Source organism: Cryobacterium sp. TMB3-10 (assembly GCF_004402305.1).
GTDB classification, from domain to species: Bacteria; Actinomycetota; Actinomycetes; order Actinomycetales; family Microbacteriaceae; genus Cryobacterium; species Cryobacterium zongtaii.
In genome coordinates this window covers 61567-86516 of record NZ_SOGH01000021.1, presented here as the reverse complement: position 1 = coordinate 86516, position 24950 = coordinate 61567, and the positions used below count along the sequence as shown (strand labels likewise).

The window sequence follows — 24950 nt, the reverse complement described above, 5'->3', positions numbered from 1 at the left end:
CGAAGCGGACTTCTGCGTCCGGCGTACCGGACGCAGAAGTCCGCTTGAGGAACAGTTGCGCGGCTACTTGCCCTTGAGCGAGCGCTCCTCGCGTTCGATCTCCTCGCGGCGGGTCGCGTCGACGATGAGCTTGGCGTTGATGCCCACCAGGGAGTGGCGGCGACCGTAGGCGAAGTAGACGACGAAGCCGAGGGCCAGCCAGACCGCGAAACGCGCCCAGGTGAGGGTGGTGAGGTTCAGCATCAGCCAGAAGCAGAGCACTGCCGAGAGGATCGGCAGGAACGGCGACAGCGGCACCTTGAACGAGCGCTTGAGGTCGGGCCGCTTCTTGCGCAGCACCACGACGGCGATGCTCACGAGCACGAACGCCGACAGGGTGCCGATGTTGATCATCTCTTCGAGCACACCCACGTCGGTGAGTCCGGCGATCAGCGCGACCGCCGCGCCGGTGATGATCTGGATGCGCACCGGCGTGCGGCGCTTCTCCGAGGTGACGCTGAGCCAGCGCGGCAGCAGGCCGTCGCGGCTCATGGCGAACAGCACCCGCGAGAGCCCGAGCAGCAGCACCATGATCACCGTGGTGAGGCCGGCCAGGATGCCGATGGAGATGACCTGGGCGGCCCAGCCGGCGCCCACGGCGATGAAGGCGGTGGCCAGCGACGCGTTGGGGTCATCGGCGAGCACGGTGTACGGCACCATGCCGGTGAGTACGAGGCTGACACCGACATAGAGCACGGTGACGATGGCCAGGCCGGCGAAGATGCCGCGCGGCAGGGTCTTCTGCGGGTTCTTGACCTCTTCGGCGCTGGTGGCAACCACGTCAAAGCCGATGAAGGCGAAGAACACCAGGGAGGCGCCGGCGAGCAGGCCGAAGATGCCGTACTGCGCCGGGGCGGCGCCGGTCATGAACGAGAACAGCGACTGGGTCCAGACGTCGCTGCCGACGCCATCCGTGGTGGGCACCGACTCGGGGATGAACGGCGAGTAGTTGGCCGGGTTGATGAAGAACGCGCCGACGACGATGACGAAGAGCACGATCGCCACCTTGATGATGGTGAACACGCTGGCGACGCGGGCGGAGAGCTGGGTGCCCAGCACCAACAGCGTGGTGAAGACGGCAACGATCACGAACGCGCCCCAGCTCACGTCGAGCCCGATCACGTTGATGGTGGCGGGGATGTCCCAGTTCCAGAGGGCGAAGACGTTACTGAGGTAGATGCCCCAGTACTTGGCGATCACTGCCGCGGCGGTGAGCATCTCCAGGATCAGGTCCCAGCCGATGATCCAGGCCAACAACTCGCCCAGGGTGGCGTAGGTGAAGGTGTACGCGGAGCCGGCCACGGGCACGGCGGAGGCGAACTCGGCGTAACACATGATCGCGAGGGCGCAGGTGACGGCGGCGAGCACGAAGGCGAGCGTCACGGATGGTCCGGCGTAGCTGCCGGCGGCCTTGGCACCGACCGAGAAGATACCGGCGCCGACGGCGACCGCGACTCCCATGATCATCAGGTCCCAGGTGCCGAGGGTGCGTTTAAGGCTGTGCCCCTTTTCCAGGGAATCCTCGATCGATGACTCGATGCTCTTCGTGCGCCAGAGACTCATGGGGGTGTCCATTCCGTGTAAAGCTCAAGTTTAGGGCGACACGTCCACCAGTGGCAGACCAAAAGTCCCAACCCGGCGCTGCAGAGCCCTGCCGGCCGGGCCGGGCCCGGCAAGCGATACCGATTCGGGTGCCGGTGCAACCTCAATGTTTCGTGAGTTTCCCTGCAGGCGCGCCGGCTCGTGGCTACCGTGGAATGGTCGTCCGGTTCACCCGGCCGGCGAACACGATCGTGAACACCGATGACAGGGAGAGAACCATGACGACCACCGAGCTTTCCGGCAAGCGCATCGCTTTTCTACTCACCGATGGCTACGAAGACAGCGAACTGTCCAGCCCCTGGCAGGCCGTGACGGATGCGGGCGCCACCGCCGTGCTGGTATCCCCCGCCACCGAAAGCGTCACGGGCAAGAAGGGCCACTCGCAGTACGTCGACCTGGCCGTCGCCGAGGCAAAAGCCGACGACTTCGACGCTCTCGTGCTGCCCGGCGGCGTCGTCAATGCCGATCACCTACGCATGGACGAGGACGCGGTCTCCTTCACCCGGGACTTCTTCGCCGCGCACAAGCCGGTGTCGGCTATCTGCCACGCCGCCTGGATCCTGATCGAGGCCGGCGTGGTGGAAGGGCGCACGCTCACCTCGTATCCGAGCCTGAAGACCGACCTGCAGAACGCCGGCGCCACCTGGGTCGATGAGGAAGTCGTGGTGGACCAGGGCCTGGTCTCCAGCCGCACCCCCGCCGACCTGCCGGCGTTCAACGCCAAGGTGATCGAAGAGGCGCGCGAAGGCACCCACGCGGGGCAGACGCTGTAGCCCTCACCCCGGCCGGTCACTCCGCGGGCGGGTGGGCGGCGGGTAGCTCGAGCACGGCTTCGGCGGCCTGCTCGAGTGCCCGGCCGTACGCCGCGCCGTGTCCGGCCGCGTGCACGGCCAGCGGATGCAGCTGGTGCAGCGGCGTACGCGCCCGCCAGCCCGGCACCAGCCGCGATGCCGACTCGTAGCCCGCGGTGATCTCCTCGAGGTACGGGCAGCCGAACAGGGCGAGCATCGCCAGGTCGGTTTCGCGGTGGCCGCCGTGCGCGGCCGGGTCGATCAGCACGACCCCGTCGGCGGACCACAACACGTTGCCGGTCCACAGGTCGCCGTGTATCCGGGCCGGCGGGGCGCCGTCATCGAAGTCGCCGGCCTCGATGCGCGCGCAGGCCGCGTGCACGGCCTCGGCCTGCCGGGCCGTGATCCCGCCCACGTCGACGGCGATATCCAGGTACGGCAGCACCCGGTAGCGGGCGTAGAACACTCCCCAGTCGCTCTCGTAAGCGCTGGGGAGGCTCCGATTACCGATGAACAACGGGCCGCTCCAGTTGTCGGGTGGGGCACCGAACGCCGCGGCGCCGGCCGAGTGGGTCACCGACAGCTCCGCGCCGAACGCTCGCGCGGCCGACCGGCTGGGTGGCATTTCGTCGATGGTCTCCAGCACGATGTGCCCGGGCTCGAGGTCGAGCACCTGGGCGGTGCGCACTCCCCCGGGTATCGCCAGCCAAGCCAGGCCGGCGGCCTCGGCCTCGAAGAAGCCGGAGGGGGCACCGTGGTGCCGCTTGTCGAAGCCCCGCGGGTCGCCGCCGGGTGAGCTGACGAAGTCATTCATCCCTCCACTCTTACCGCTTGCCCCATCCGGCGCTACGGGGAGACCGGTGCGTCAAGGATTGCTTGACAGAACTTCGCTGTCAATGCATCCTTGACACATGAACACAAAAAGTTCCCTTTCCCGCCCGCGCTGGTATGCCGCGGCCGTGGTCGGCGGAGTGGTGGCGATCGCCGCACTCTCCACCGCGGCCATCCTCGTCGACCACGACCCGGCCGACTCCGTCTTGGGCTTCCTCACCGGAATGCTCAGCGTTCTGCTGGTCACCGTCATCCTGTGGACCGAGATCGGCCGCCAGAGGGTGGCCAGGCTGCGCGACACCGTGGCACTCGACAACCTGGAACCGCTGCGCGACGCGACCGACGCCGACAGCGCGGGACAGCGGCTTGCCCAACGTCGTGACCAGCGGACGGACGAGCGATGACGGCGCCGACACCCGAACATTCACCGACGTCGCTGACGGCCGCAGAGGCCGCCGCGGTGCGCGACGCGGTCGCCGAAGCGGTGCTCGGCAGCCCGACCGGTCTCCGCGCCGACCTCGAGAGCGACCCGGATGCGTACCTCCGTCTGGTCGGTGCCAGCCGCACCGCCGCGGAGGAAACCAGCCGATTGCTGCGGGACTCGATCAACGGCGCGCGGGCCGCCGGGCACAGCTGGGACGCCCTGGGCCGGGTGCTCGGGGTAAGCCGGCAGGCCGCCCAGCAGCGATTCTCCTCGGCGAGCCAAACAGGCTCCGCCGGCCCGGCCGCGGCCGCGCACGACGGCGAGCCCGGGCATCCGCGCCGCAAGGTGCTCAGCCCGGTCACCGCGTTCGACGAGATGGCCATACTGGCGATCGAGGGCCGCCGCGGCTGGCACGTCGTGGATTACGGCACGCTGTACCACGTGCTGGAGGCCTCGGACCGGCAGTGGGAGCACCGCCGGCTGCTGTGGACACCGGGAAACGCGGCTCGACGACACCTCGAGGCCGAGGGCTGGCGTCTGGTGGGCGAGACGACGTTCCCGTGGGGTTATTACACCCGGGCACTGGACTCGGCGGCCGAGCCGGCCTGACAGCGGCGGCCTGACGGCATCCGGGGTACACAAAACGGGCCGCCACCTCAAGGGTGACGGCCCGTTTCGAAGAAGATCGCGTTATCAGCGAACCATTCGGCTACTACCTAGCGGCGCAGGCCGAGACGCTCGATGAGCGAGCGGTAGCGGCTGATGTCCACGTCGGACAGGTAGCCGAGCAGACGGCGACGCTGACCAACCAGGAGGAGCAGGCCACGACGCGAGTGGTGGTCGTGCTTGTGCTCTTTGAGGTGTTCCGTGAGGTCAAGAATGCGCTGCGTGAGCATTGCAATCTGGACTTCGGGGGAACCCGTGTCGCCCGGGTGGGTAGCGTACTTTTCGATGATCGCCTTCTTAGCATTAGCTTCGAGTGCCATAGATGGGATCCCCTTTCTCTCACTGCGCGGTGCTCGGGGCAGAATGCCTGAGCTCTCTTTATCCGCGGCCGTTGAACGGCAACCTCAAGATCTTAGCAGAGTTCGGCCAACCCGTTCGGATCGGGGTTCCCCTCCCCGGCGGGAGCGCGGGCGTGACACCGGACACACCGGTTCGTTCGGGCACGGGGTGCACCACGTCGGGCTCACACTCGCCGATGATTGAATGGTCCCCCGCACGGGGGCCGAGTAACACCAGCACCAACCCGCACGACACGAGGAGCACCCATGGAATCGACCGGCCCGGACTCGACCACCCTGGACTCAGCTGCACCAGACTCGGCCGCACTGGACTCGACCGCACTGAATACGGGCCGCCCGGCCACGAACGGCGACATCACCCTCTCGCTCACCGCGACGCCGGTGCTCAGCTATGCCCTGGCGCACAATCGCATCAACGTGGTCGGCCGGGTGGGCGTCGACAACCGTGGGCCCGCCGTGCGGGAGGCCGTGCTGCGGCTCGAGGTGCTCAGCGCCGGCGACACCCTCGGTACCGCCCGTGATCTGCTCGTGGACCTCGCCGCTGAGCGCACCTTGACCTTTACGGATGTCTCCCTGACCGTCGACCCCACCGCGATGCTGCTCATCGAGGAGCAGCGCCCGGCCGAGATCCGGGCCAGCCTGCTCGTGGCCGGCGTCGTCGTCGCCGAGGCGGGCGAGCCCATCCAGCTGCTCGCCGCCCAGCAGTGGATCGCCCAGCCGGTGGACCTGGCGCTGGAGATGCTCTCGGCGCACGTGCTGCCCAACCACCCCGAGATCGCCACCCTGCTCGCCGAGGCCGCTGCCGCGCTCGAGGCCCGCACCGGGTCGGCGGCCATGCCCGGCTACCAGTCGGGCCCGGACAGGGTCGACCAGGTGGTCGAGGCGGTGTTCGTGGCCATGCGGTCCCGCACCATCCGCTACGCCACCCCGCCGGCCAGCTGGTCCGACGACGGCCAGAAGGTGCGCACGCCCGGCGAGGTGCTGGGCACCACGACCGGCGAGGGCACGTCGGGTGGCGTCGGCACCTGCCTCGACACCGTCGTGGTGATGGCCGCCGCCCTCGAGCAGGCCGGGTTGCATCCGCTGCTCTGGGTGGTCGCCGGGCACGCCTTCCTCGGCTACTGGCGCGAAGAGGAGACCCTCGGCGCGCCCGCGCTCACCGACGTGGCCGAGGTGATCAACCTCATCGATCTCGACCTGATCCGGCTCGTGGAGACCACCCAGGTCACCGACCGTGACACCGGCACTCCGGTCACCTTCGCCCAGGCCCAGCGCTCGCCGTATCTGGACTGGCTCGCGGACCTGGCCACCGTGATCGGAGTGGTCGACGTGGTGCGGTCGCGGCGCACCCACATCCTGCCGCTGCCGGCGCGCACCGTGACCGCCGACGGCACCGTGGTCGTCACCGAATACCGGCCGGCAGGGGTCTCGCCCGGCGGGCCCGTCGTCGTCAACGAAACGGATGCGGCCGCGAACGATGCGGCCGACGCGCCCACCGCAGTCGCCCCGTCCGGCCGCTCCTCGAGCACGCCGCCGCGTATCTCGCAGTGGAAGAACGCCCTGCTCGACCTGAGCTTGCGCAACCGACTGATCAACTTCACCGAACGCGGCGCCCTGGCCCTGACGGTGCCCGACCAGCACCTGGCCGGCGTCGAAGACCTCGTCACCGATGGTGCCGGGCTGACCCTGCTGCCCGCCGACCGGATGACGACGACCGACCGGGAGCGCGGCATCCGATTCGGCCGGGATCTGCCCGCCGACCAGCTCGCGGCCCTGCTCGCCGACAAGAAGGCCGTGTACGCCGACGTCACCGACGCCGCCTACGCCACCAAGCTGCGGGCGCTGGCCTACAAGGCCCGCACCGTGGTGCAGGAGACCGGCGCCAACAATCTCTACCTGGCCTTCGGCTCGCTGGTCTGGACCGCGAACGACCGGGAGCTCCGCAGCCCCCTGGTGCTCGTTCCGGTGGTGCTCGAACCGGCCGGCCGCGGCGGCGACTACCGGGTCCGGCTCGACGAGGCCGGGGCGTCCACGCCCAACTACTGCCTGCTCGAGAAGCTTCGGCAGCTGCACGGCCTCACGATCGACGGCCTGGCGACCCCGGCCGCCGACGCGACCGGAATCGACCTGGCCGCTGCGTTCCGCGCCACCCGCGAGGCGCTGCTGGCGGCCGGTTTGCCCTACCGGGTCGAGGAGACCCTCGACCTGTCGATCCTGCAGTTCGCCAAGTTCCGCCTCTGGAAGGACCTCGACGAGAACTGGCAGACCCTGGCCGAGAACTCCCTGGTGAGCCACCTCGTGCATACCCCCACCCAGCCGTTCGTCGACCCGGTGGCCCTGCCTGCGCCCGCCGACCTCGATGCTCTCGGCGCCGAGTGCCCGGTGCCCGGCGACTCGTCGCAGCTGGCCGCCGTGGCCGAGGCCATCGCCGAGCGCACCTTCGTGCTCGAGGGCCCACCCGGCACCGGCAAGTCGCAGACCATCACCAACCTCCTCACCCGCGCGGTCTATGAGGGAAAGAAGGTGCTGTTCGTCGCGGAAAAACGCGCGGCCCTGCAGGTGGTGCAGGCCCGGCTGAACGAGGTGGGCATGGGCCCGTTCGCGCTCGACCTGCACGACAAGGCCAGCAAGCCCGCCACGGTGCGAGCCCAAATCCGGCAGGCTCTCGAACACGAGGTGACGGTGGACGGCCAGGGGCTGAAGAACGACCTCGACGTGCTCGGCACCGCCCGGCGCAGCCTGGCCAGGTACACCGATAGGTTGCACGAACAGAACGGCGCCGGCCTGTCCTTCTACTCCGCCCGCACCGCACAGCTCACCGCCGACGTCGACGTGCGGGCCCTGCCCGTGCCGGCCGACCTGCCCGCGCGCATCACGGCCGACGAGCTCGACGAGCTGCGGCGGATGCTGCGGGATCTGCCCGATGTGACCGATCCGGCCCGGCCGCGGCCGCAGCATCCGTGGGCGTTCATCACCACGCCGCCCGCCGGCCCCCTCGACCTGGCGACCGTTGCCCGCGCCGCGCTGGAGCTCGACGAAGCCCTGGCCGCGCTCCCCCGCGCCGACGAGACGGCCGGCTCTGGCGCCGCGGCGAGCGTCGTGGCCGCCGCGGCGAGCCCTACCGAATTCGTCACGTTGAGCAGTCTCGCCGCCGCCGACCGGGTGCCGCTGGTCACCCTGGACGGCACCCGCTCCCCGGATTGGGCCTCGGCCGCGGCCGCCGCCGAACAGGCCACCGGCACCTTTGTGCAGGCCGAACACCCGGCACTGACCGTGCTCGAACCCGGCGCACTGCGGCTGGACGCCGCGGCCCTGCACCGGGACGCGCAGGCGGCGGATGCCTCGAGCTTCTTCGGCCGTCGCGGCCGACGGAAGGCCGTGCTCGCGCGGCTGGCCGCGGAGATGCGGCCAGGGGCGAAGCTGCCCCTCGGCTCCCTCACCACCGTCACCGGCCAGCTCGCCGACAGCCAGGCCCGGCTGCACGCCCTGCGCGGCCTGGTGCTGGCCGTGGATGGCGTGAGCATCGCGGATGATTGGAACCCCCTGGTCGGCTCCGCGCCGGTTGCTCCGGCGCAGACCGGGCAGACTACGCAGACCGGCCCGACCGGCCGCGACGAGCTCGCCGCCCGCCTGGCCTGGCTGCGCTGGGCCGGTGGTGTCGTCGCATCCGAGCACCGCGACCTCAGCGTTGACTTCGTGGCCGCCCTGCGCGGTTACCTCGACGCCAGCACCGAACCGGATGCCGCACTCGCCACCGCACTGAACCGTGCGCTTCTCGCCCTGCAGGCCGTGATGACGGCCACCGGCGCCGGACCGGCCGCCATGGCAGGCTGGGCCGCGGACGGCGGCCTCGTCGCCGTCTGGTCCCGCGGCCGCGAGGAACGGGACGCCCAGGCACCGGGACTGCCCACCCTCACCCGGTGGATCGCCCTGCTCGAGCACCTCGAACCGCTGGCCCGGCTCGGGCTCCCGGCTGCGCACACCGCTGTGCTCCGCGGCGAGGTCGACGCCGACGACGCCGGTCTGGCGTTCGAGAAGGGGCTCGCCACGGCATCCGTCGCCGAACGCGGCTCGGCCACCACCCTGGACCAGTTCGACGCCGCCGCCCAGAACCGGTCGATCACCCGCTTCACCACGTCATCCGGTGCGGTGCGCCGGCACCTGCCCACCTTCATCCCGTACAGCGTCTTGCGGCGGCGCACCATCGGCGCGACCCCGGACGCCGCCGGCGACTCCGGGAACCCGGGCACCGAGACGGCGGCCCGGCTCGGCCTGCTCAAAAGGCAGCTGGACCGGCAGCGCGGCGGCATGGGAGTGCGTGAGCTCATGCACGAGTTCGGCGACCTGATCACCGACATCCTGCCGTGCATGCTGATGAGCCCGGAGTCGGTGGCCAGGTTCTTCCCCGCCCAGGCCGGCCTGTTCGACATCGTGGTCTTCGACGAGGCTTCCCAGGTGCGGGTGTCCGACGCCGTCGGCGCCATGGGGAGGGCCCGGTCGGTGGTCGTCGTGGGTGACAGCAAGCAGATGCCGCCCACCTCGTTCGCGGAGTCGACCATCGGCTCCGGCGAGGAGGACGGCGACACCCTCGAGTTCGTGCGCGACGAGGAGTCGATCCTGTCGGAGTGCGTGCAGGCGCAGGTACCCAGCAAGTGGCTGTCCTGGCACTATCGCAGCCAGGACGAGTCGCTGATCGCCTTCAGCAACCGCGCGTACTACCGTGACCGGTTGTCCTCGTTCCCGGCTCCGCACCATGGTGCGGGCACGGATGCCGGCTCCGGCTCCGGCCCCGGCTCCGGCTCCGGCTCCGCGGGCTACGGTGTGAGCCTCCGCCGGGTCGACGGTCAGTTCCTCCGCAGCGGTAAGGGCAAGTCGCTGCGCACCAACCCGGTCGAGGCCCAGGCCATCGTCGCCGAGATCCTGGCCAGGTTCGCCGCCGAGCCCGAAGAGACCCCGTCCATCGGCGTGATCACCTTCAACGTGCAGCAGCGGGCCCTCATCGAGGGCAGCCTCCGCGACAGCGGCGATGAGCGCATCGTGCACGCCCTCGACACCGACACCGACGGCCTGTTCGTCAAGAACCTGGAGAACGTGCAGGGTGACGAGCGCGACACCATCCTGTTCTCCACGGCGTTCAGCGCGGATGCCTCGGGCCGGCTGCCGCTCAACTTCGGCCCGCTCAACCTGCCCGGCGGCGAACGGCGCCTGAACGTGGCGATCACCCGGGCCCGGCGCCAGGTGATCGTGTTCAGCAGCTTCGCGCCCGCCGACCTGCGCGCCGAAGAGACCATCTCGGCCGGGGTGAAAGACCTGCGGGCCTACCTGGACCTGGCCGCCGGCGGCGCCGACGGGCTCGCCACCCCGCTGCGCCAGTCCGGGGCGTTGGACCGGCACCGGGAGGAGATCGCCGAGGCCCTGCGCGAGCGCGGCTTCGCGGTGCAGGCGGACGTGGGGCTGTCCGACTTCCGGGTGGACCTCAGTGTGGCCACGACCGGGGCGCCCGGGCATCCGGTGATGGCCGTGCTGCTCGACGGCCCCACCTGGGCCGCCCGCCGCACGGTCTCGGACCGGGACGGCCTGCCCGTCGAGGTGCTCTCCAGGCTGATGGGCTGGCCGGCCGTGGAGCGGGTGTGGTTGCCCGAGTGGCTGGACGACCGCGACGCGGTGCTGGATCGTCTCGCCGAGAAACTCGACGCTCTCGACGCCGCCCGCCAGGCGCACGAGGCCGCCGCCCTGGCGTAGCCGAGCCGCCGCGGCCTGGCCTCCCTCGCGGCAGGTCTACGCTCCCGCGGCACGTCGTCGTCCCGCCGGCACCCGTTCTAACGCGGGCCGCCGAGCACAACACGGGCCGCGGGGAGCAACACGGGCCGTGACGATAGTGCGCTCAGAGCACGGAGAACCCGGCGGGCAGCGGGGCACGGCCGGTGGCGGCGCGCAACAGGGGTGCGGACAGGCCCTTGTGGGCGGCCAGGTCGGCGAGCACGTGCAGGGTCGCGGCGGCGGCGGGCTCGGGCACGGTCTGGTCGGCGGCGGGTACTCCCTGGCTCTGCAGCAGGTCGCTCGTGTGCACGGTGAGTTCCAGGGTGCGCGACGGCAGGTACTCGGCGATGCGGATGCGCCCGGCCGGCGTATCCGCCGGCTCGGAGCCGTCGAGGGTGGCCACCCGGGCCAGCACCCTGGCGGCGAGCTCCGCAACCGCGACCGCGGGCTGGGCACCGAGGGTGGCGGCGGTCTCCCGACCGCGTTGCGCGATCAGCTCGGGTGTTCCCGCGGCGAGCGCGCGCTCGAAGTAGGCCGCCGGCGTGGTCACCTCGATCGGGGCGGCCACGCCGACGGCATCCTCCTCTGCCGCGAGGTCGAGGTAGGCCTCAATGGTGGACAGGGCCCGGCTGGTGTGCCCGACGAGGTCGCGCACACTCCACTCGCCCAGGCCCAACTGCCCCCAGACCTCGTCATCCCCGGCGGCGCGCTCGGCGATGCCTGCGGTGACCGCCACGAACCACCTCGCGGCCGAATCGAAAGCGAAAACCGCGTCTGACCAGTCCCTGGGAGTCTCACTCATGCCCACAGAGTAGCCGCACCGTGCCCGCTCGTGCAGAACGCGCCGGGCTAGAACACTCGCGCCGCGATTTCGGCCGGCGCCGCCAGCAGCGCCTCGATCTCGTCGTCGAGCCGCACCAGGGTCAGTGACGCCCCAGCCATGTCGAGGGAGGTGCAGTATTCACCCACGTAGCTGCGTCCCACCGTGATGCCCAGCTCGGTGAGCCGCTCGTGCGCCCGCCCGAACAGGATGTAGAGCTCGCTGATCGGGGTTCCACCGAGCCCGTTGATCATCAGGGCCACCCTGTCGCCGGCCACATAGGGCAGGTCCTTCACGACGGCATCCAGCATCTCGTCGGTCATCTCGTTGGCCGTGGTGAGCTTGGCCCGCCGCCGGCCGGGTTCACCGTGGATGCCCACACCCACCTCGATCTCATCGTCGCCGAGCTCGAACAGCGGTGATCCCTTCGCCGGCGGGGTGCAGGAGGTGAGGGCGATCCCCATGGTGCGGGTGACGCTGTCGACCTTCTCCCCGATCCGGACCAGCTCGTCCAGGTCCGCGCCCTGCTCGGCGGCGGCGCCGACGGCTTTCATCACGAAGAAGTTGCCCGCCACCCCGCGCCGGCCCACGGTGTAGGTGGAGTCCTGCACGGCGACGTCATCGTCGATGAACAGGGTCTTCACGTTGACACCGTCGGCGGCGCTGAGCTCCTGCGCCATTTCGAAGGCCATCCGATCGCCCGTGTAGTTGTTCACCAGCAACAGCACACCCTTAGGAGAGGCCAGCAGCTTGGTGGTCTCGTACACGTAGTCCATCGGCGGTGCAGAGAACACGTCGCCGGGGCAGGCCGCGTCGAGCATGCCCTTGCCGACCGTCATCACGTGCGCCGGTTCGTGCCCGGAGCCCGAGCCCTGGATGATCGACACCCTGTCGGGGTTCGGGCTGTCGGCTCGCATGATCAGGTTGTACGCGGGCACATACTTCAGTGTGTCGGGGTTGGCCAGCGCGATGCCCTTGAGCATCTCCGGAACGTACTGCTTCGGATCATTGACGAATTTCTTCATGGCTCCCTCTCTGGGCGGTGCTCGGTCGGTCGTGTGCTCGGTCGGTGCGTGTGCCTTTCGGATACGGGTGCGTGTGCGTGTGCGGTGCGACGCTCAGTCCGTGTGACTGGATGGCCGTTCCGCGTCGTTCGGGGTGCCGGCGGATGAACCCACCCGGGCATCCCACTCGGCGCTCAGCCGCTCGAGGATCACGGCCACCGCCACCGCGCCGGGGTCCGGCGAGCCGATGCTCCGCTCCCCCGTGTAGCTGGCCCGGCCCCGACGGGCCTGCATCATGGCGGTCTGGTCGGAGGCTTGCCGGGCGACCGCGGCCATGCGGTGCAGGGTGGCGGGCGCGTCGGTGCCGGCCGTGACCTCCTCCTCGAGGGCATCCGTCATCGGCACGAGAGCGTCGAGCAGGGTCTTGTCGCCCACGTCGGAATTGCCGCGCGACTTGATGCCGGCGATTGCGCTGCGCAGCATCGCGACGGCGTCGCCGCCGCGCACCTCGTCCCTGCCCTTGACCGCGAGGGACGCCCGCAGGAACGCGGTTCCCCAGAGCGGCCCGGAGGTCCCGCCGATCCGCCCGGAGATGACCATGCCCACCTTCTGCAGGAACGCGCTCGGGCTGCTGCGGTCGTACTCGTCCCAGTCGGCGAGGACGATTTCGAAGCCCCTGGCGAGCGAATAGCCGAAGTCACCGTCGCCGACGACGGCGTCGAGGTCGCCGAACTCCTTCTCGTTGTCGACCGCCGTCTGGGCGATGCTGTGCACGACGAATTCGGTGTCGGCCAGGCTGGTCATGGGGTCTCGCTTCCTGTTCTTGAGGTGCCGGGCAGGGTGAGGATCGTGACGAGGTCCGCCAGCCGCAGATACGGGCCGGGGTGGATGCCGGCCGGGTCGGCCAGGATCTCGGCGGCGGGCCCGGCGGGGTCACCGAGGGACGAGACCACGAGGGCGGCGCCGTCGAAGTCCTCGTCGGCCGTGTAGCTGCTCACGGTCACAACGGTCGCAAGCCCGGCGGCGAGCGCGGCCCGCAGCCCGTTCTCGCTGTCCTCGATCACCAGCGTTTCGCTCGGGTCGACGCCCAGCGCACGCAGGGCATACAGGTAGATATCGGGCGCGGGCTTTTTTGCCGGAACGATGTCGCCCGCGAAGACGTGGAACCCCGCAGCGAGGTCGGGCCCCACCGCGTGGGTGAGCACCGCCCGCACCGACGCCTCGGCCGAGGTCGAGGCCACGGCGAGGGTCCAGCCCGCCGCGGCGGCTTCCTCGGCGAGGCGACGGATGCCGGGCCGGGCCGGCAGCACCCCCGCGGCCACGCGTTCGGTGTAGATCGCGGTCTTGCGATGGTGCCAGGCCAGGATGGTCTCGTCCCAGGCCGCCGGGTCCTCTGGCAGACCCAGCTGCCGGGCGACGTCCGGGGTGAGGATGCTCCGCATCCGTTCCTTTCCCCCGCCGATCCTCACCTTCTCGGCGTAGTCGGCGTCACTCCAGTGCACGGGCACCCCGAACTCGTCGAAGGTCTGGTTGAACGCCGGCAGGTGGCCGTCCCGTTCGGTGTCGGCGAGCACCCCGTCGCAGTCGAAGATCAGTGCCGGCATCTCAGGCCTTCCCCGCGCTGCCGAACTGTTCGGCCAGTCCCCTGGTGAGGTTGACGATGTCGGTGCGCACCTTCGCGAACAGCGACGGTGGGTCCCACTTGTCGCGCGCCTGGGCATCCGTGAGGAAGGAGAGGTTGGATTTCATGTAGGTGATCTTCAGTGCCGTGGAGATATTCACCTTGGCGCAGCCCCGAGCGATGAGGTCGGTGAATTGGGCGTCGGTCATGCCGCTGCCGCCGTGCAGGGCGATCGGGATCGGGTGGGCGGCGACGAGGTCGCTCACCCGCTGGAAGTCGAGCACCGGTTCCCGCTTGTACACCCCGTGCGCGTTGCCGATCGCCGGCGCGAACACGTCCACGCCGGTGGCCTCGAGGAACCTGAGCGACACCGCGAGGCTCTGCCTGGCCGCTTCGGTGTCACTGCCCACACCGTCTTCGACGCCCGTGATGGACTCGATCTCGCCCTCCACGTGAGCGCCGAACGTGCGGGCCTGCCGCACCACCTCGATGGTCTGGCGCTGGTTCTCCTCCACCGGCAGGGTGGAGGCGTCGAACAACACCGAGTTCCAGCCGCGTTCGAGGCACTCGGTGATCACATCCCGGTCCGGGCAGTGGTCCAGGTGCAGCGCGACGGGCACGTCGATGCCGGCGGTCATCGCCGACCACATGGCGAAGAGCACGTCGGATCCGATGGACTTGACGGTCTTCACCGAGGTTTGCACGATCACCGGCGAGCGGGCTTCGACGGCCCCGGCCAGCACCGCCTCCATCGTGAGGTCGTTCACCACGTTGATCGCGGGAACGCCGTATTTCTCGGCGAACGCACGATCGACGATCTCCTTGAGAGTGCTCACGGCCATGTGCGCCTCGCTTCCTCGCGTGTTTGCTGGGGATCGTAGGCGTCAACACACCAACGGGCAATGGCGGACGTGACTGGATGCTGCAGCACCCCTCGCCGCACAGCCCTCCCGCGGCGGCGCGGCGCTCGCGCATAATTGTCGCTATGGACCCCGTCAGCACCATTGTCTGGATCGTCGTGTTCGTCCTGGTCACCGTCACGGTGACCGGCTTCTCCCGGCGGATCGGCTGGTCGGCGCCGTTCGTCCTGGTGGTCGTCGGCGCGGCCGCGTCGTTCCTGCCGTCGGTGCCACGCATCGAGCTCGAGCCGGAGTTGGTGCTCTACGGGCTGTTGCCCCCGCTGCTGTTCGCGGCGGCCATCCGCACGTCGATCGTGGACGTGCGGGCCCGGCGGGACGGCATCCTGCTGCTGTCGGTGGGCCTGGTGGCCTTCACCGTCGTGACAGTGGGGCTGACCGCGTGGCTGGTGGTGCCGGCGATTTCGCTCGCTGCCGCGTTCGCGTTCGGCGCCGTCGTGGCACCGACGGATGCCGTGGCGATCACGGCCATCGCCGGGCGGCTGGGCCTGCCGCGGCGGGTGGTCACGGTGCTCGAGGGTGAGAGCCTGCTCAACGACGCGACCGCGCTGGTGGCCCTCAACGCGGCGATCGCGGCCATCCTGAGCACGGTGAGCCCGCTCTCGGTGACCGGCGACTTCGTCGTCGCTGTCGTCGGCGGTGTGGGCGTCGGGCTCGCCGTCGGGTTCGTGCTGGCCGTGATCCGTCGGCAGTTGCACGCGCCGGTGCTGGACACCAGCCTGTCGCTGGTGACGCCGTACCTGGCGTTCATCCTCGGCGAGCTGGTGCACGGTTCTGGGGTACTGGCGGTGGTGATCGCCGGCCTTTTCCTGGGCTACCGTGCGCCGGTGATCCAGTCGGCGGAGGCCCGCATCGCCGAGTCGATCAACTGGCGCACCATCCAGTTCCTGCTGGAGAACGCCGTGTTCCTGTTCATCGGCCTCAACCTGGCGTCGATTCTTGAGGGGGTGCGGCTCACCGGCACGGGGTTCTGGACCACGGTGTGGATCGCTCTGGTGATCCTCGCCGCCCTGCTCGTGTCGCGTTTCGTGTGGATGGCCATCACCACGTCGATCTATCGGTACGGACCGCGGCGGTTGCGGGAGCGCGGTTGGAGCTGGCGCACCGGGGTGGCCGTGTCGTTCGCGGGGATGCGCGGGGTGGTCACTCTCGCGGCGGTCTTCCTACTCCCCCCGGAGACACCCCAGCGCGAACTTCTGCAGCTGCTGGCCTTCGTGGTGGTGGTCGGCACCCTCCTGCAGGGGCTGGCGCTGCCGTGGATCATCCGCCGGTTGCGCCTGCCGCCGCCGGACCGGACCCAGGAGAGGATCGAGGCGCAGATGCTCCTGGCCGAGGCGCAGACCGCCGGCCTGGCCCGGCTCGACACCGAGGTGACCGACGCCGACGAGGACCGGGTGATCGGCCGGTTGCGCACCAACGCCGTGTTCCTCGCGGATGCGCTCGACAACCCGGCTCCGGATGAGGCGGAGCCGCTGCCGGCCGCGTACAACCGGCTGCGGCGGGCCATGATCGAGGCTGAGCGGGAGGCCGTGCTGACCGCCCGGGCGGACGGCCGCTACCAGGAGCCGGCCATCCGCTCTGCGTTGGCCTTCATCGATGTGGAGGAGTCCGCGCTCAAAGCCGGGTCGCCCAAGCACCAGGAATGAGGTGGCGGCGCGCGGAGCACCATCGTGCTCGCGGCCAAACGGCCCGGGCGAGCGGCTAGGCCAGCTTGGCCTGCCCGGTGAGCGCCGGCGGCTCGTTCCAGGTCTTGACGATGGCCCAGCCGACGGCGGCGATGGGCACGGCGAGCACGGCACCGATGATGCCGGCCACGATGGTGCCGGCGGTCAAGGCGACGAGGATCACCAGCGGGTGCAGCTTGAGGGACTGTGCCATCACCACGGGCTGCAGGAAGTTGCCCTCGAGCTGGTTGACGACGATCACGATGCCCACCACGATCAACGCGATGACCCAGTCGGTGGCAACGAGCGCCACGAGAGCGGCCAGGATACCGGCCACTGTCGCACCGATCAGCGGGATGAAGGCCGTGAGGAACACGATGACCGCCAGCGGCAGTGCCAACGGCACCCCGAGCACGGCGAGGCCGATGCCGATCGCGGCGGCATCGACGAAGGCGATGATCGCCGTGCCGCGAACGTACCCGCCGAGCACCCGCACCGAGGTGGTGCCGATGCGGCGACCGCGCTGCAGGCGCTCGCCGCGGAACGGGCGCAGGAAGAACTTCCAGATGACGTCGCCGTCCTTGAGGAAGAAGAACAGGATCACGACGACGAGCACGGCGCCGGTGATGATCTCGGTCGCCACAGACACCCCGGCGAGGGCCCCGGAGCCGAACTGGCTGCTGGTGAGGAAGTCGATGCCCTGGTCGCGGAAGTCCTCGAGCTGGGCGGAGTCGAGGGCCAACGGCCCCTCGGTGAGGTAGGTGAACAGCTGGTCGATGCCGTCAGAGGCGCTCGTCACCAGCTCGCTCCACTGGTTCTCGACGGCGACGACGATCAGGGTCACGATTCCGCCGAACACGACGATGGCGGTCAGCAGGGTGACCCAGGTGGCCAGGATCGGCGACAACCCCCGGCGGCGCAGCCATCCGATGACCGGGCTCAGAGCGGATGCCAGGATGATCGCGATCAGCAGCGGGATCACCACGAGCTTCACCTGCACGAGGATGAAGATCACCACGGCGACGAGCGCCAGAGCGAGCAGGATCTGCCCGCTGCGGAGGCCCAGCCAGCCCAGCTTGTCGGTCAGCAAGGTGCGCAACGTCGTCGGACCGTCGGTTCGGGGCTCGGCCCTGCGGGCGCCGGTGTTGTCGGGAATTCGCATGTGACCACCCTAAACAAGGTTCCCCGACATAGCCCGGTAAAACGCGCGAGTTTGTGCACAGCCACAGGCGGATTTTGGGATTCGACACCCACACGATACACACGTTTTGCTCCACCGACACCCTTGAAATTCCCAGTGTGGTGGAGTGCCATGGAGGGTGTTCCGGCGCCCTGTGTTGCTGAGAGCGAACCACCGAGGAACACCACTGAGGATGCCGCGCCACAAGCGCGAACCGACCGGTTCAGGTGTCACGACAGGTATCAAGGAGGATACAAATAATGGCAGGAAACAGAGCAGTTGCTTACGAAGGTCCGGGCAAGGTCGACGTTATCGACATCGACTACCCCACCTTCGAGCTGAAGGACGGACCCGGCGTCAACCCGGCGAACATCGGCCGCCAGGTTCAGCACGGTGTCATCCTGAGAACCATCACCACCAACATCTGTGGCTCCGACCAGCACATGGTGCGCGGACGCACCACGGCTCCGATGGGTCTGGTCCTCGGCCACGAGATCACGGGCGAGGTAGTCGAAGTCGGCCGGGACGTCGAGTTCATCAAGGTCGGCGACATCGTGTCGGTCCCGTTCAATATCTCCTGCGGTCGCTGTCGCAACTGCAAGGAACGCAAGACCGGTGTCTGCCTGAACGTGAACCCGGACCGTCCGGGTAGTGCGTACGGGTATGTCGACATGGGTGGCTGGGTCGGCGGGCAGTCGCAGTACGTGCTGGTCCCGTACGCGGACTGGAACCTGTTGAAGTTCCCCGACCGGGAGCAGGCGCTGGAGAAGATCCTCGACCTCACCATGCTGTCGGACATCTTCCCGACCGGGTTCCACGGTGCCTTCACCGCCGGCATCGGCGTGGGCTCAACGGCCTACATCGCCGGCGCTGGACCGGTAGGACTCGCCGCGGCAGTCTCGGCGCAGCTGCTGGGTGCCGCCGTGGTGATCGTGGGTGACCTCAACCCCGAGCGCCTCGCACAGGCCCGCAGCTTCGGCTGTGAGACCGTTGACCTCACCAAGGGTGAGCCGCAGGATCAGATCGAACAGATCCTGGGGGTGCCGGAGGTGGATGCGGCGGTCGACGCCGTCGGATTCGAAGCGCACGGACACGGCAAGGATGCCGGAACTGAGAAGCCGGCAACCGTGCTGAACTCGCTGATGAGCATCACTGCGGCCGGCGGTGCGCTCGGTATTCCGGGGCTTTACGTCACGGGCGACCCGGGAGCTGCGACGGAAGCAGCCAAGGTGGGTTCGTTGTCGCTGAGCCTGGGTACCGGCTGGGCCAAGTCGCTGTCGTTCACCACCGGGCAGTGCCCGGTGATGAAGTACAACCGGCAGCTGATGATGGCGATCCTGCACGACCGCGTGCAGATCGCCAAGGCCGTGCACGCACAGCCGATCAGCCTCGAGGATGCCCCGCGCGGGTATGCCGAGTTCGATGCGGGTGCGGCGACGAAGTACGTGCTCAACCCGAACGGCTATCTCAAGGACTGAGATCTCAGACCTGACTGGCCTGTAGGCAGCATCCGGGACCGGGCCGCAGCACGCGGCCCGGTCCCGGCGTGTTGTGCCGGGCGCGGGTAGCCTGATCTGGTCGCGTACCTGCGGCTCCGAGCGCAAGGACCGCCCCGATGCCCCGCCATGACACCCCCACCACGCCCTCCGAGGCTGAGCGGACGGACGGCTCCGGCCTGGGTTGGGACGCGATCATCGTCGCCGGCGGCAGGGCCAGGCGGCTCGGCGGCATCGACAAGACCGCCCTGGTCTGGCGAGGCCGCAGCCTGTTCGACGGAGTGTTGGCCGCGACCACCGGCTGTCGGCGCACCTGCGTGGTCGGATCAGACGCTGACCTCCCCGCCGATGTGCTGCGCGCCGTCGAGCAGCCGCGCTGGGGCGGTCCGGCCGCCGCGATGGTGGCAGGCCTCGAGGCACTGGCCCGCGACTCCGGCGGCGCCTCCGCGGGCACGGGTTCCGCGGGCACAGGTTCTGCGGAGTGGATTGTGGTGCTCGCTGGCGACCTCGTGCACGCTGACGACGCCGTGCCGTACCTGCTGGCCGAACTCGACAGGCTCTTGACCGCCCCGCCGGCCCACGCCGCGCAGACCGACGCCGTGGCGCACCGATCCATCGACGGCCTGATCAGCGTCGATGCCGCCGGCCGGCGCCAACCGCTGCTCGCCGTCTACCGGCGTGCGGCCCTGGCCTCCTCCGCGCTGCTGCGTCCGGCCGACAACCTCTCGGTGATGGGCCTGATCGGCCCACTCAACCTGGTGGAACTGCGCCTCCCCGACGCCCTGGCCGAGGACGTCGACACCCCGGCCGACGCGGCCAGGCTCGGCATCGTCCTTCCTAATACTGGCTAGCCTTGACTCAGGCGACACTGTCGTCGACCATCCTCGAGGAGCCCGTCATGCCCATGATCCACACCGGCCGATCGGTCCGAATCGGTTCACGCGACACCGGCAACCAGGCCCGCGGCGTGGTCCTCTGATGGAGTGGCTGGAGGCCAGGGCCGCCGTGCACAGGGCCGGCGCGGAGATGCCCCGCGCCACCGAGATGGTGGCGCTCCCGGACGCCGTCGGGCGCACCCTTGCCGGCGCGGTGCACTCGCTGACCGCCCTGCCGAGCTTCGCGTCCTCGGCCATGGACGGCTGGGCCGTCAGCGGCGACGAACCGTGGATTCTGGGCGAACCGATCCTGGCGGGTGACCCTCCGCCGACGAGGGTCCTCGCGGCCGGGACCGCGCGGCCCATCGCCACAGGCGCCTGCGTGCCCGCCGGCACCCACGGCATCCTGCGCACGGAAAACGGTGAGCTGGTGCCGGGGTCTGCGGCCGGCACCGTGCCCACGCTCATCCGCTCGGCGCACACCGGTGCACACGAGCCGGCACGCGGCGAGCATGTGCGCGCCCGCGGTGAGGAATGCGGACTCGACGAACGGATGCTCGAGCCCGGCTGCCTGCTCACGGTTCCCAGGGTCGCTCTCGCTGCGGTGACGGGCCACGACACCCTCACCGTGACCACACAGCCGACCGTGGAGCTGCTGCTGCTCGGCACCGAGGTGATCGAGTCCGGCATCCCCGGTCCCGGGCAGGTGCGGGACGCGTACTCCCCAGAGTTTCCGGCCCTGCTCAGCGGACTGGGTGTGCGGCTGAGTGCACTGCGGCGGCTGCCCGACGACCTCGACCTGACCATCGACGCCATCCGATCGAGCACCGCGGCACTGGTGATCAGCACCGGAGGCAGCGCCCGCGGCCCGGCCGACCACCTGCGCGCCGCACTCAGCGCACTCGGGGCCACAGTGCTCATCGACGGCGTGCGGATGCGCCCCGGCCACCCCGTGATGCTCGCCCGCCTCGCCGACGGCCGCCTGATGCTCTGCCTGCCCGGCAATCCGCTGGCCGCGATGCTCGTGCTGGCCAGCCTGGGCGTACCGCTGATCGACGGTATGCTCGGCCGCCCGCTGGTGCCGCTGGGCCGAGTGACCCTCGCGCACGACATCGCCAACCTCAGCGGGTCGACTCGGCTGGTGGCGTACCGGCTCACGGACGACGGCGCGGTGCCGACGGCGCGTCAGGGTTCCGGCATGTTGCGCGGACTCGCTGAGGCCGACGGTGTGGCCGTGGTGCCGGCCGGCGGTGCGTGCTCCCCCGAGCCCGTCGCCACGATTCCGCTGCCCTGGTAGCCGGAGTGCTGACCCTGTCGGTGACCGGGTCGGAGTGCTAAACCGGAAGGGATCGACAGATATGGAGGCCGTGGGTCCGCTGCGTGAACTTCGGATGCCCTGTCGACAGATTCGGGAAAGAAGTCAGACATGGCGACCTACACAATCGGCTACTTCGTTGGCAGCCTGAGCAGCACGTCCATCAACCGCACCCTGTCCACGGCGCTGATCGCTCTCGCCCCTGAGGAGCTTGAATTCACCGAGATCACGATCGGGAACCTGCCCCTGTACAACCCGGACTTCGACGCGGACTTCCCGCCGGCCGGCCGGACCCTCAAGGCGGCCATCGACTCGTCGGACGGGATCCTCTTCGTCTCCCCGGAATACAATCGCTCGATCCCCGGCGCTCTGAAGAACGCGATCGACTGGGGGTCCAGGCCGTGGGGCACCAATTCCTTCGCACGCAAGCCCACCGGCATCATCGGCGCGTCCCCTGGCGGCATCGGAACCGCGGTCATGCAGTCGTCGATGCGGAGCGTCTTGAGCTTCCTCGATGCGCCTCAGCTGAATTCGCCCGAGGCTTACATCAGCTTCGACGCTGCCGTCTATGGTCCCAACGGCGAGGTCACCGACGAGTCCACCCGGTCATTCCTTCGCCACTATATGGAGGAGTATTCGGCTTTTGTGCAACGGGTGCTCACCGCGAACGCGCCTGGACACATCGGTGACGAGGACCCGAACTCCAGAAAATGACGCAGACAGTCCCGGGGGAAGCCCGAACGATTGCCGCGCCGCCGCTGAGATGCTATTCCTGAAGCGCACGTTCCGTGCCGTACCCGGCCAGAAGGAGACCCCATGAACGCCCCCGAAAACGACACCGGCCGGCTGGACGACCTGAGTCAACGGCTGACCCAGGCACTGCAGATTCTGGACCTGAAGGTCGACTACCCGCTGCTACTCGACCTGGCCGCCGAGACCACCCGCGCCGTAGGCCCTGCCGGCGGACCGATCAGCACCTTCCTGGTGGGATACGCGGCCGGCATGACGAGCACCTCGAGCAAACAGGCCACCACCGACGCCGTCGAGCGCGCCGTTGGAGTAGCCAGGCAGGCCACCCGGAAGAGCGGTGACGGCGGCATCGACGACGGGTGGGCGAACACCGCCCAGTAGTCGTCAGTCCAGTAGCCGTCAGTCCAGAGCCGTCAGCACAGGCGCCCTCCCCTACATGGTCGGCACCGCCTCGACGGTGCGCGCCGGCTCCACCCGCACGATCACCGCCTTCGAAACCGGCGTATTGCTGCCCTCCGCCACATGGTCGAGAGGCACAAGCACGTTCGCCTCCGGGTAGTACGCCGCCGCACAGCCCCGTGCGGTGGGGTATGACACGGCCCGGAACCCGCGCAGCACCCTCTCGACGCCGTCGTCGTACACGCCATGAACATCCACCATCTGCTCATCGTCGAGGCCGAGTTCGACAAGGTCGTTGGGGTTGATGAACACCACGTGACGGCCCTTCTTGATGCCGCGATACCTGTCGTCGTGCCCGTAGATGGTGGTGTTGAACTGGTCATGCGATCGCAGGCTCTGCAGGATCAGGGTGCCGACGGGCCGGTCCAGGTACTCGAGGTCGTTGACGGTGAGCATGGCCTTGCCGGTGGGGGTGGGGAAGGTGCGGGAATCGCGTGGCCCGTTCGGCAGCAGGAAGCCGCCGTCCTGCCGGATCTTGGCGTTGTAGTCGTCGCAGCCGGCGACGACGTGGGAGATGTGCTCCCGGACGAGGTCGTAGTCACGCTCGAATCCCACCCAGTCCACGCCCACCTTGGTGCCCAGCACCGCCCGGGCCAGGCGGCTCACGATGGCGACCTCCGACAGCAGGTTCGGTGCGACCGGGCGCACCTTGCCCCAGGACGGATGCACGGCGCAGACGGTGTCCTCCACCGACACGAACTGCTCCCCCGTGGCCTGCCGGTCGATCTCGGTGCGCCCCTTGGTCGGCAGGATCAGCGCCTCGTCGCCGACCACGGCATGCGACCGGTTCAGTTTGGTGGAGACCTGCACCGTCATCTCGGCACCGCGCATCGCGGCCTCGGCGGCCCCGGTATCGCTGATCGCGCCGACCAGGTTGCCGCCGAGAGCCATGAAGACCTTAACCCGGCCGTCCCGCAGTCCCCTGATGGTCTCGACCGAGTCCATCCCGTGCTCCCGGGGCGGATCGAAGCCGAACTCCCGTTCGATGGCGTCGAGGAACGCCGGCGGCATCTGCTCCCAGATGCCCATGGTGCGGTCGCCCTGCACGTTGCTGTGCCCGCGGATCGGCGATGCACCCGCGCCGGGCTTGCCGATGTTGCCGCGCAGCAGCAGCAGGTTGATGATCTCCTTGATCGTGGCGACGCCCTTTTTGTGCTGGGTGAGCCCCATCGCCCAGGTGATGATCACCTTTTCGGCCCGAAGGTACCGGGCGGCGAGCTCGTCGATGTCGGCGGTTTGCAGGCCGGTGGCGGCCAGCACGGCCTTCTCGTCGACCTGGGCGAGGTGCGCGGTGAGTTCCTCCAGCCCCTGGCAGTGCTCGCGCAGGAACTCGTGGTCGAGCACGGTGCCCGGGTTCGCGGCCTCCGCGGCGAGCACCCGCTTGGACACCGCCTGTAACAGGGCCATGTCGCCGCCGAGCCGCACCTGCACAAATTGGTCGGCCATTTCGGTGCCGTGCCCGATGATGCCCTTCACCTTCTGCGGGTTCTTGTACCGTCTGAGCCCGGCCTCCGGCATCGGATTGACCGCGACGATCTCGGCGCCGTTCTCCTTCGCCTCCTCCAGGGCGGTCAGCATCCGGGGATGGTTGGTGCCCGGATTCTGGCCCATCACGATGATCAGGTCGGCCTTGCCGAAGTCGTCATAGGTGATGGTTGCCTTGCCGATGCCGATGGTTTGCCCCATCGCCCAGCCGGACGACTCGTGGCACATGTTGGAGCAGTCGGGCAGGTTGTTGGTGCCGAAGGCGCGCACAAAGAGTTGGTAGGCGAACGCGGCCTCGTTCGAGGTGCGGCCGCTGGTGTAGAAGGCGGCCTGATCCGGCGAGTCCAGCCCGTTGAGCTTCTCGGCGAGCAGTCTGAACGCCTCGGCCCAGCTCAGCGGCCGGTAGTGGTCGTCGCCGGCGGCCTTGTAGACCGGTTCGGTCAGCCGCCCCTGCATGCCCAGCCAGTATTCCGAGCGGTCACGCAGGTCGCTGACCGGATGCTCGGCCCAGAATTCGCTCCCGATGGTGACGGGAGTCGCCTCCCAGGTGACGGCCTTGGCGCCGTTCTCGCAGAACTCGAAGGTCTTGCGGTGGGTGGGGTCAGGCCAGGCGCAGCTCATGCAGTCGAAGCCGTCTTTTTGGTTCATCGCCAGCAGGGTCTTGCGGCTGCGGCTGACGCCCATGCCCGCCAGCGCCGGGATGGTGGAGTGCAGCACTCCGGGCACGCCCGCCGCCCAGGACTTGGGCGAACCGACCTCGAGGGTGGACTCCCCCGCCTCGTCGGCGTCGTCGAGGTGGACCGGGCTCTTCTCGCGCGCCTGGTTGGCCCCAAACGGTGGGTTCGTGGTCACTTTTTTGGGCGTCATCCTGGGCATCCCTTTCGCCGGCCGG

At 69.3% G+C, this 24950-nt stretch carries 21 protein-coding genes; 11 read left to right on the top strand and 10 right to left on the bottom strand.

From position 1 onward, the window contains the following. Positions 1-63: 63 nt before the first annotated feature. Positions 64-1602: an amino acid permease gene (locus E3T22_RS11805; protein WP_088455695.1), complete on the bottom strand. Its 1539-nt coding sequence runs from the start codon at positions 1600-1602 to the stop codon at positions 64-66. Between the two features lie 257 nt (positions 1603-1859). Here E3T22_RS11805 and E3T22_RS11800 point away from each other — a divergent pair, with 257 nt between their 5' ends. After that, entirely contained in the window at positions 1860-2414 is a 555-nt protein-coding gene (locus tag E3T22_RS11800; protein WP_134480644.1) for a type 1 glutamine amidotransferase domain-containing protein, read from the top strand. A 16-nt stretch (positions 2415-2430) separates the two neighbouring features. Here E3T22_RS11800 and E3T22_RS11795 read toward each other — a convergent pair whose 3' ends face one another. Beyond that, positions 2431-3246, bottom strand: coding sequence for a fructosamine kinase family protein (locus E3T22_RS11795; protein WP_134480643.1), 816 nt, complete (start codon positions 3244-3246; stop codon positions 2431-2433). Between the two features lie 97 nt (positions 3247-3343). Between E3T22_RS11795 and E3T22_RS11790 the strand changes: the two genes are divergently transcribed. Next, positions 3344-3667 (top strand): hypothetical protein, encoded by a 324-nt coding sequence (locus tag E3T22_RS11790; RefSeq protein WP_134480642.1) that lies wholly within the window; start codon positions 3344-3346, stop codon positions 3665-3667. Then, positions 3664-4296 (top strand): hypothetical protein, encoded by a 633-nt coding sequence (locus E3T22_RS11785; protein WP_088455692.1) that lies wholly within the window; start codon positions 3664-3666, stop codon positions 4294-4296. The genes E3T22_RS11790 and E3T22_RS11785 overlap by 4 nt, the downstream gene beginning before the upstream one ends. Positions 4297-4403: 107 nt before the next feature. On the opposite strand, the gene rpsO is transcribed toward E3T22_RS11785, so the two are convergent. Continuing rightward, complete coding sequence (gene rpsO, locus E3T22_RS11780; protein WP_088455691.1) at positions 4404-4673, bottom strand: 30S ribosomal protein S15; 270 nt, start codon at positions 4671-4673, stop codon at positions 4404-4406. Between the two features lie 285 nt (positions 4674-4958). Here rpsO and E3T22_RS11775 point away from each other — a divergent pair, with 285 nt between their 5' ends. Continuing rightward, positions 4959-10454: a DUF4011 domain-containing protein gene (locus tag E3T22_RS11775; protein WP_134480641.1), complete on the top strand. Its 5496-nt coding sequence runs from the start codon at positions 4959-4961 to the stop codon at positions 10452-10454. A gap of 142 nt (positions 10455-10596) precedes the next feature. On the opposite strand, the gene E3T22_RS11770 is transcribed toward E3T22_RS11775, so the two are convergent. The 5 genes from E3T22_RS11770 to E3T22_RS11750 form a co-directional block, all read right to left on the bottom strand. Then, positions 10597-11274 carry a maleylpyruvate isomerase N-terminal domain-containing protein gene (locus E3T22_RS11770; RefSeq protein WP_088455689.1) on the bottom strand — a complete coding sequence of 226 codons (678 nt, stop codon included), beginning with the start codon at positions 11272-11274 and terminating at the stop codon, positions 10597-10599. A gap of 47 nt (positions 11275-11321) precedes the next feature. Then, positions 11322-12317: a dihydroxyacetone kinase subunit DhaK gene (gene dhaK, locus E3T22_RS11765; RefSeq protein ID WP_088455688.1), complete on the bottom strand. Its 996-nt coding sequence runs from the start codon at positions 12315-12317 to the stop codon at positions 11322-11324. Between the two features lie 93 nt (positions 12318-12410). Then, complete coding sequence (gene dhaL / locus E3T22_RS11760; protein ID WP_088455687.1) at positions 12411-13100, bottom strand: dihydroxyacetone kinase subunit DhaL; 690 nt, start codon at positions 13098-13100, stop codon at positions 12411-12413. Then, positions 13097-13900 carry an HAD-IA family hydrolase gene (locus tag E3T22_RS11755; protein ID WP_134409554.1) on the bottom strand — a complete coding sequence of 268 codons (804 nt, stop codon included), beginning with the start codon at positions 13898-13900 and terminating at the stop codon, positions 13097-13099. Before E3T22_RS11755 ends, dhaL begins: the two co-directional genes overlap by 4 nt. A gap of 1 nt (position 13901) precedes the next feature. Beyond that, complete coding sequence (locus E3T22_RS11750) at positions 13902-14759, bottom strand: class II fructose-bisphosphate aldolase (RefSeq protein ID WP_088455685.1); 858 nt, start codon at positions 14757-14759, stop codon at positions 13902-13904. A gap of 143 nt (positions 14760-14902) precedes the next feature. On the opposite strand from E3T22_RS11750, the gene E3T22_RS11745 reads away from it, so the two are divergent. Continuing rightward, the gene (locus E3T22_RS11745; protein WP_240632420.1) at positions 14903-16480 is read left to right on the top strand and encodes a Na+/H+ antiporter; all 1578 of its coding nucleotides are present in this window, start codon (positions 14903-14905) and stop codon (positions 16478-16480) included. 55 nt (positions 16481-16535) lie between these two features. On the opposite strand, the gene E3T22_RS11740 is transcribed toward E3T22_RS11745, so the two are convergent. Continuing rightward, positions 16536-17660: an AI-2E family transporter gene (locus E3T22_RS11740; protein ID WP_088455684.1), complete on the bottom strand. Its 1125-nt coding sequence runs from the start codon at positions 17658-17660 to the stop codon at positions 16536-16538. A 278-nt stretch (positions 17661-17938) separates the two neighbouring features. On the opposite strand from E3T22_RS11740, the gene fdhA reads away from it, so the two are divergent. The 6 genes from fdhA to E3T22_RS11715 all read left to right on the top strand — a co-directional run bounded on the left by fdhA (position 17939) and on the right by E3T22_RS11715 (position 22495). Further along, entirely contained in the window at positions 17939-19156 is a 1218-nt protein-coding gene (fdhA, locus tag E3T22_RS11735) for a formaldehyde dehydrogenase, glutathione-independent (protein ID WP_088455683.1), read from the top strand. 137 nt (positions 19157-19293) lie between these two features. Continuing rightward, complete coding sequence (locus E3T22_RS11730; protein ID WP_134480640.1) at positions 19294-20025, top strand: molybdenum cofactor guanylyltransferase; 732 nt, start codon at positions 19294-19296, stop codon at positions 20023-20025. Positions 20026-20027: 2 nt separating this feature from the next. Further along, complete coding sequence (locus tag E3T22_RS19480) at positions 20028-20153, top strand: hypothetical protein (protein ID WP_255453157.1); 126 nt, start codon at positions 20028-20030, stop codon at positions 20151-20153. Further along, positions 20153-21346: a molybdopterin molybdotransferase MoeA gene (locus E3T22_RS11725; protein ID WP_088455681.1), complete on the top strand. Its 1194-nt coding sequence runs from the start codon at positions 20153-20155 to the stop codon at positions 21344-21346. The genes E3T22_RS19480 and E3T22_RS11725 overlap by 1 nt, the downstream gene beginning before the upstream one ends. 129 nt (positions 21347-21475) lie before the next feature. Beyond that, positions 21476-22078 (top strand): NADPH-dependent FMN reductase, encoded by a 603-nt coding sequence (locus tag E3T22_RS11720; RefSeq protein ID WP_088455680.1) that lies wholly within the window; start codon positions 21476-21478, stop codon positions 22076-22078. A 102-nt stretch (positions 22079-22180) separates the two neighbouring features. Continuing rightward, positions 22181-22495 carry a DUF6457 domain-containing protein gene (locus E3T22_RS11715; protein WP_088455679.1) on the top strand — a complete coding sequence of 105 codons (315 nt, stop codon included), beginning with the start codon at positions 22181-22183 and terminating at the stop codon, positions 22493-22495. Between the two features lie 51 nt (positions 22496-22546). Here the strand turns inward: E3T22_RS11715 and E3T22_RS11710 are convergent, their stop codons facing one another. Then, positions 22547-24925, bottom strand: a complete 2379-nt coding sequence (locus tag E3T22_RS11710) for an FdhF/YdeP family oxidoreductase (protein ID WP_134480639.1) — start codon at positions 24923-24925, stop codon at positions 22547-22549. Positions 24926-24950: the final 25 nt, after the last annotated feature.

Coding starts and splice junctions, on each gene's coding strand:
- E3T22_RS11805 (WP_088455695.1), bottom strand. CDS start 1,602: ATGAGTCTCTGGCGCACGAAGAGCATCGAGTCATCGATCGAGGATTCC.
- E3T22_RS11800 (WP_134480644.1), top strand. CDS start 1,860: ATGACGACCACCGAGCTTTCCGGCAAGCGCATCGCTTTTCTACTCACC.
- E3T22_RS11795 (WP_134480643.1), bottom strand. CDS start 3,246: ATGAATGACTTCGTCAGCTCACCCGGCGGCGACCCGCGGGGCTTCGAC.
- E3T22_RS11790 (WP_134480642.1), top strand. CDS start 3,344: ATGAACACAAAAAGTTCCCTTTCCCGCCCGCGCTGGTATGCCGCGGCC.
- E3T22_RS11785 (WP_088455692.1), top strand. CDS start 3,664: ATGACGGCGCCGACACCCGAACATTCACCGACGTCGCTGACGGCCGCA.
- rpsO (WP_088455691.1), bottom strand. CDS start 4,673: ATGGCACTCGAAGCTAATGCTAAGAAGGCGATCATCGAAAAGTACGCT.
- E3T22_RS11775 (WP_134480641.1), top strand. CDS start 4,959: ATGGAATCGACCGGCCCGGACTCGACCACCCTGGACTCAGCTGCACCA.
- E3T22_RS11770 (WP_088455689.1), bottom strand. CDS start 11,274: ATGAGTGAGACTCCCAGGGACTGGTCAGACGCGGTTTTCGCTTTCGAT.
- dhaK (WP_088455688.1), bottom strand. CDS start 12,317: ATGAAGAAATTCGTCAATGATCCGAAGCAGTACGTTCCGGAGATGCTC.
- dhaL (WP_088455687.1), bottom strand. CDS start 13,100: ATGACCAGCCTGGCCGACACCGAATTCGTCGTGCACAGCATCGCCCAG.
- E3T22_RS11755 (WP_134409554.1), bottom strand. CDS start 13,900: ATGCCGGCACTGATCTTCGACTGCGACGGGGTGCTCGCCGACACCGAA.
- E3T22_RS11750 (WP_088455685.1), bottom strand. CDS start 14,759: ATGGCCGTGAGCACTCTCAAGGAGATCGTCGATCGTGCGTTCGCCGAG.
- E3T22_RS11745 (WP_240632420.1), top strand. CDS start 14,903: ATGGACCCCGTCAGCACCATTGTCTGGATCGTCGTGTTCGTCCTGGTC.
- E3T22_RS11740 (WP_088455684.1), bottom strand. CDS start 17,660: ATGCGAATTCCCGACAACACCGGCGCCCGCAGGGCCGAGCCCCGAACC.
- fdhA (WP_088455683.1), top strand. CDS start 17,939: ATGGCAGGAAACAGAGCAGTTGCTTACGAAGGTCCGGGCAAGGTCGAC.
- E3T22_RS11730 (WP_134480640.1), top strand. CDS start 19,294: ATGCCCCGCCATGACACCCCCACCACGCCCTCCGAGGCTGAGCGGACG.
- E3T22_RS11725 (WP_088455681.1), top strand. CDS start 20,153: ATGGAGTGGCTGGAGGCCAGGGCCGCCGTGCACAGGGCCGGCGCGGAG.
- E3T22_RS11720 (WP_088455680.1), top strand. CDS start 21,476: ATGGCGACCTACACAATCGGCTACTTCGTTGGCAGCCTGAGCAGCACG.
- E3T22_RS11715 (WP_088455679.1), top strand. CDS start 22,181: ATGAACGCCCCCGAAAACGACACCGGCCGGCTGGACGACCTGAGTCAA.
- E3T22_RS11710 (WP_134480639.1), bottom strand. CDS start 24,925: ATGACGCCCAAAAAAGTGACCACGAACCCACCGTTTGGGGCCAACCAG.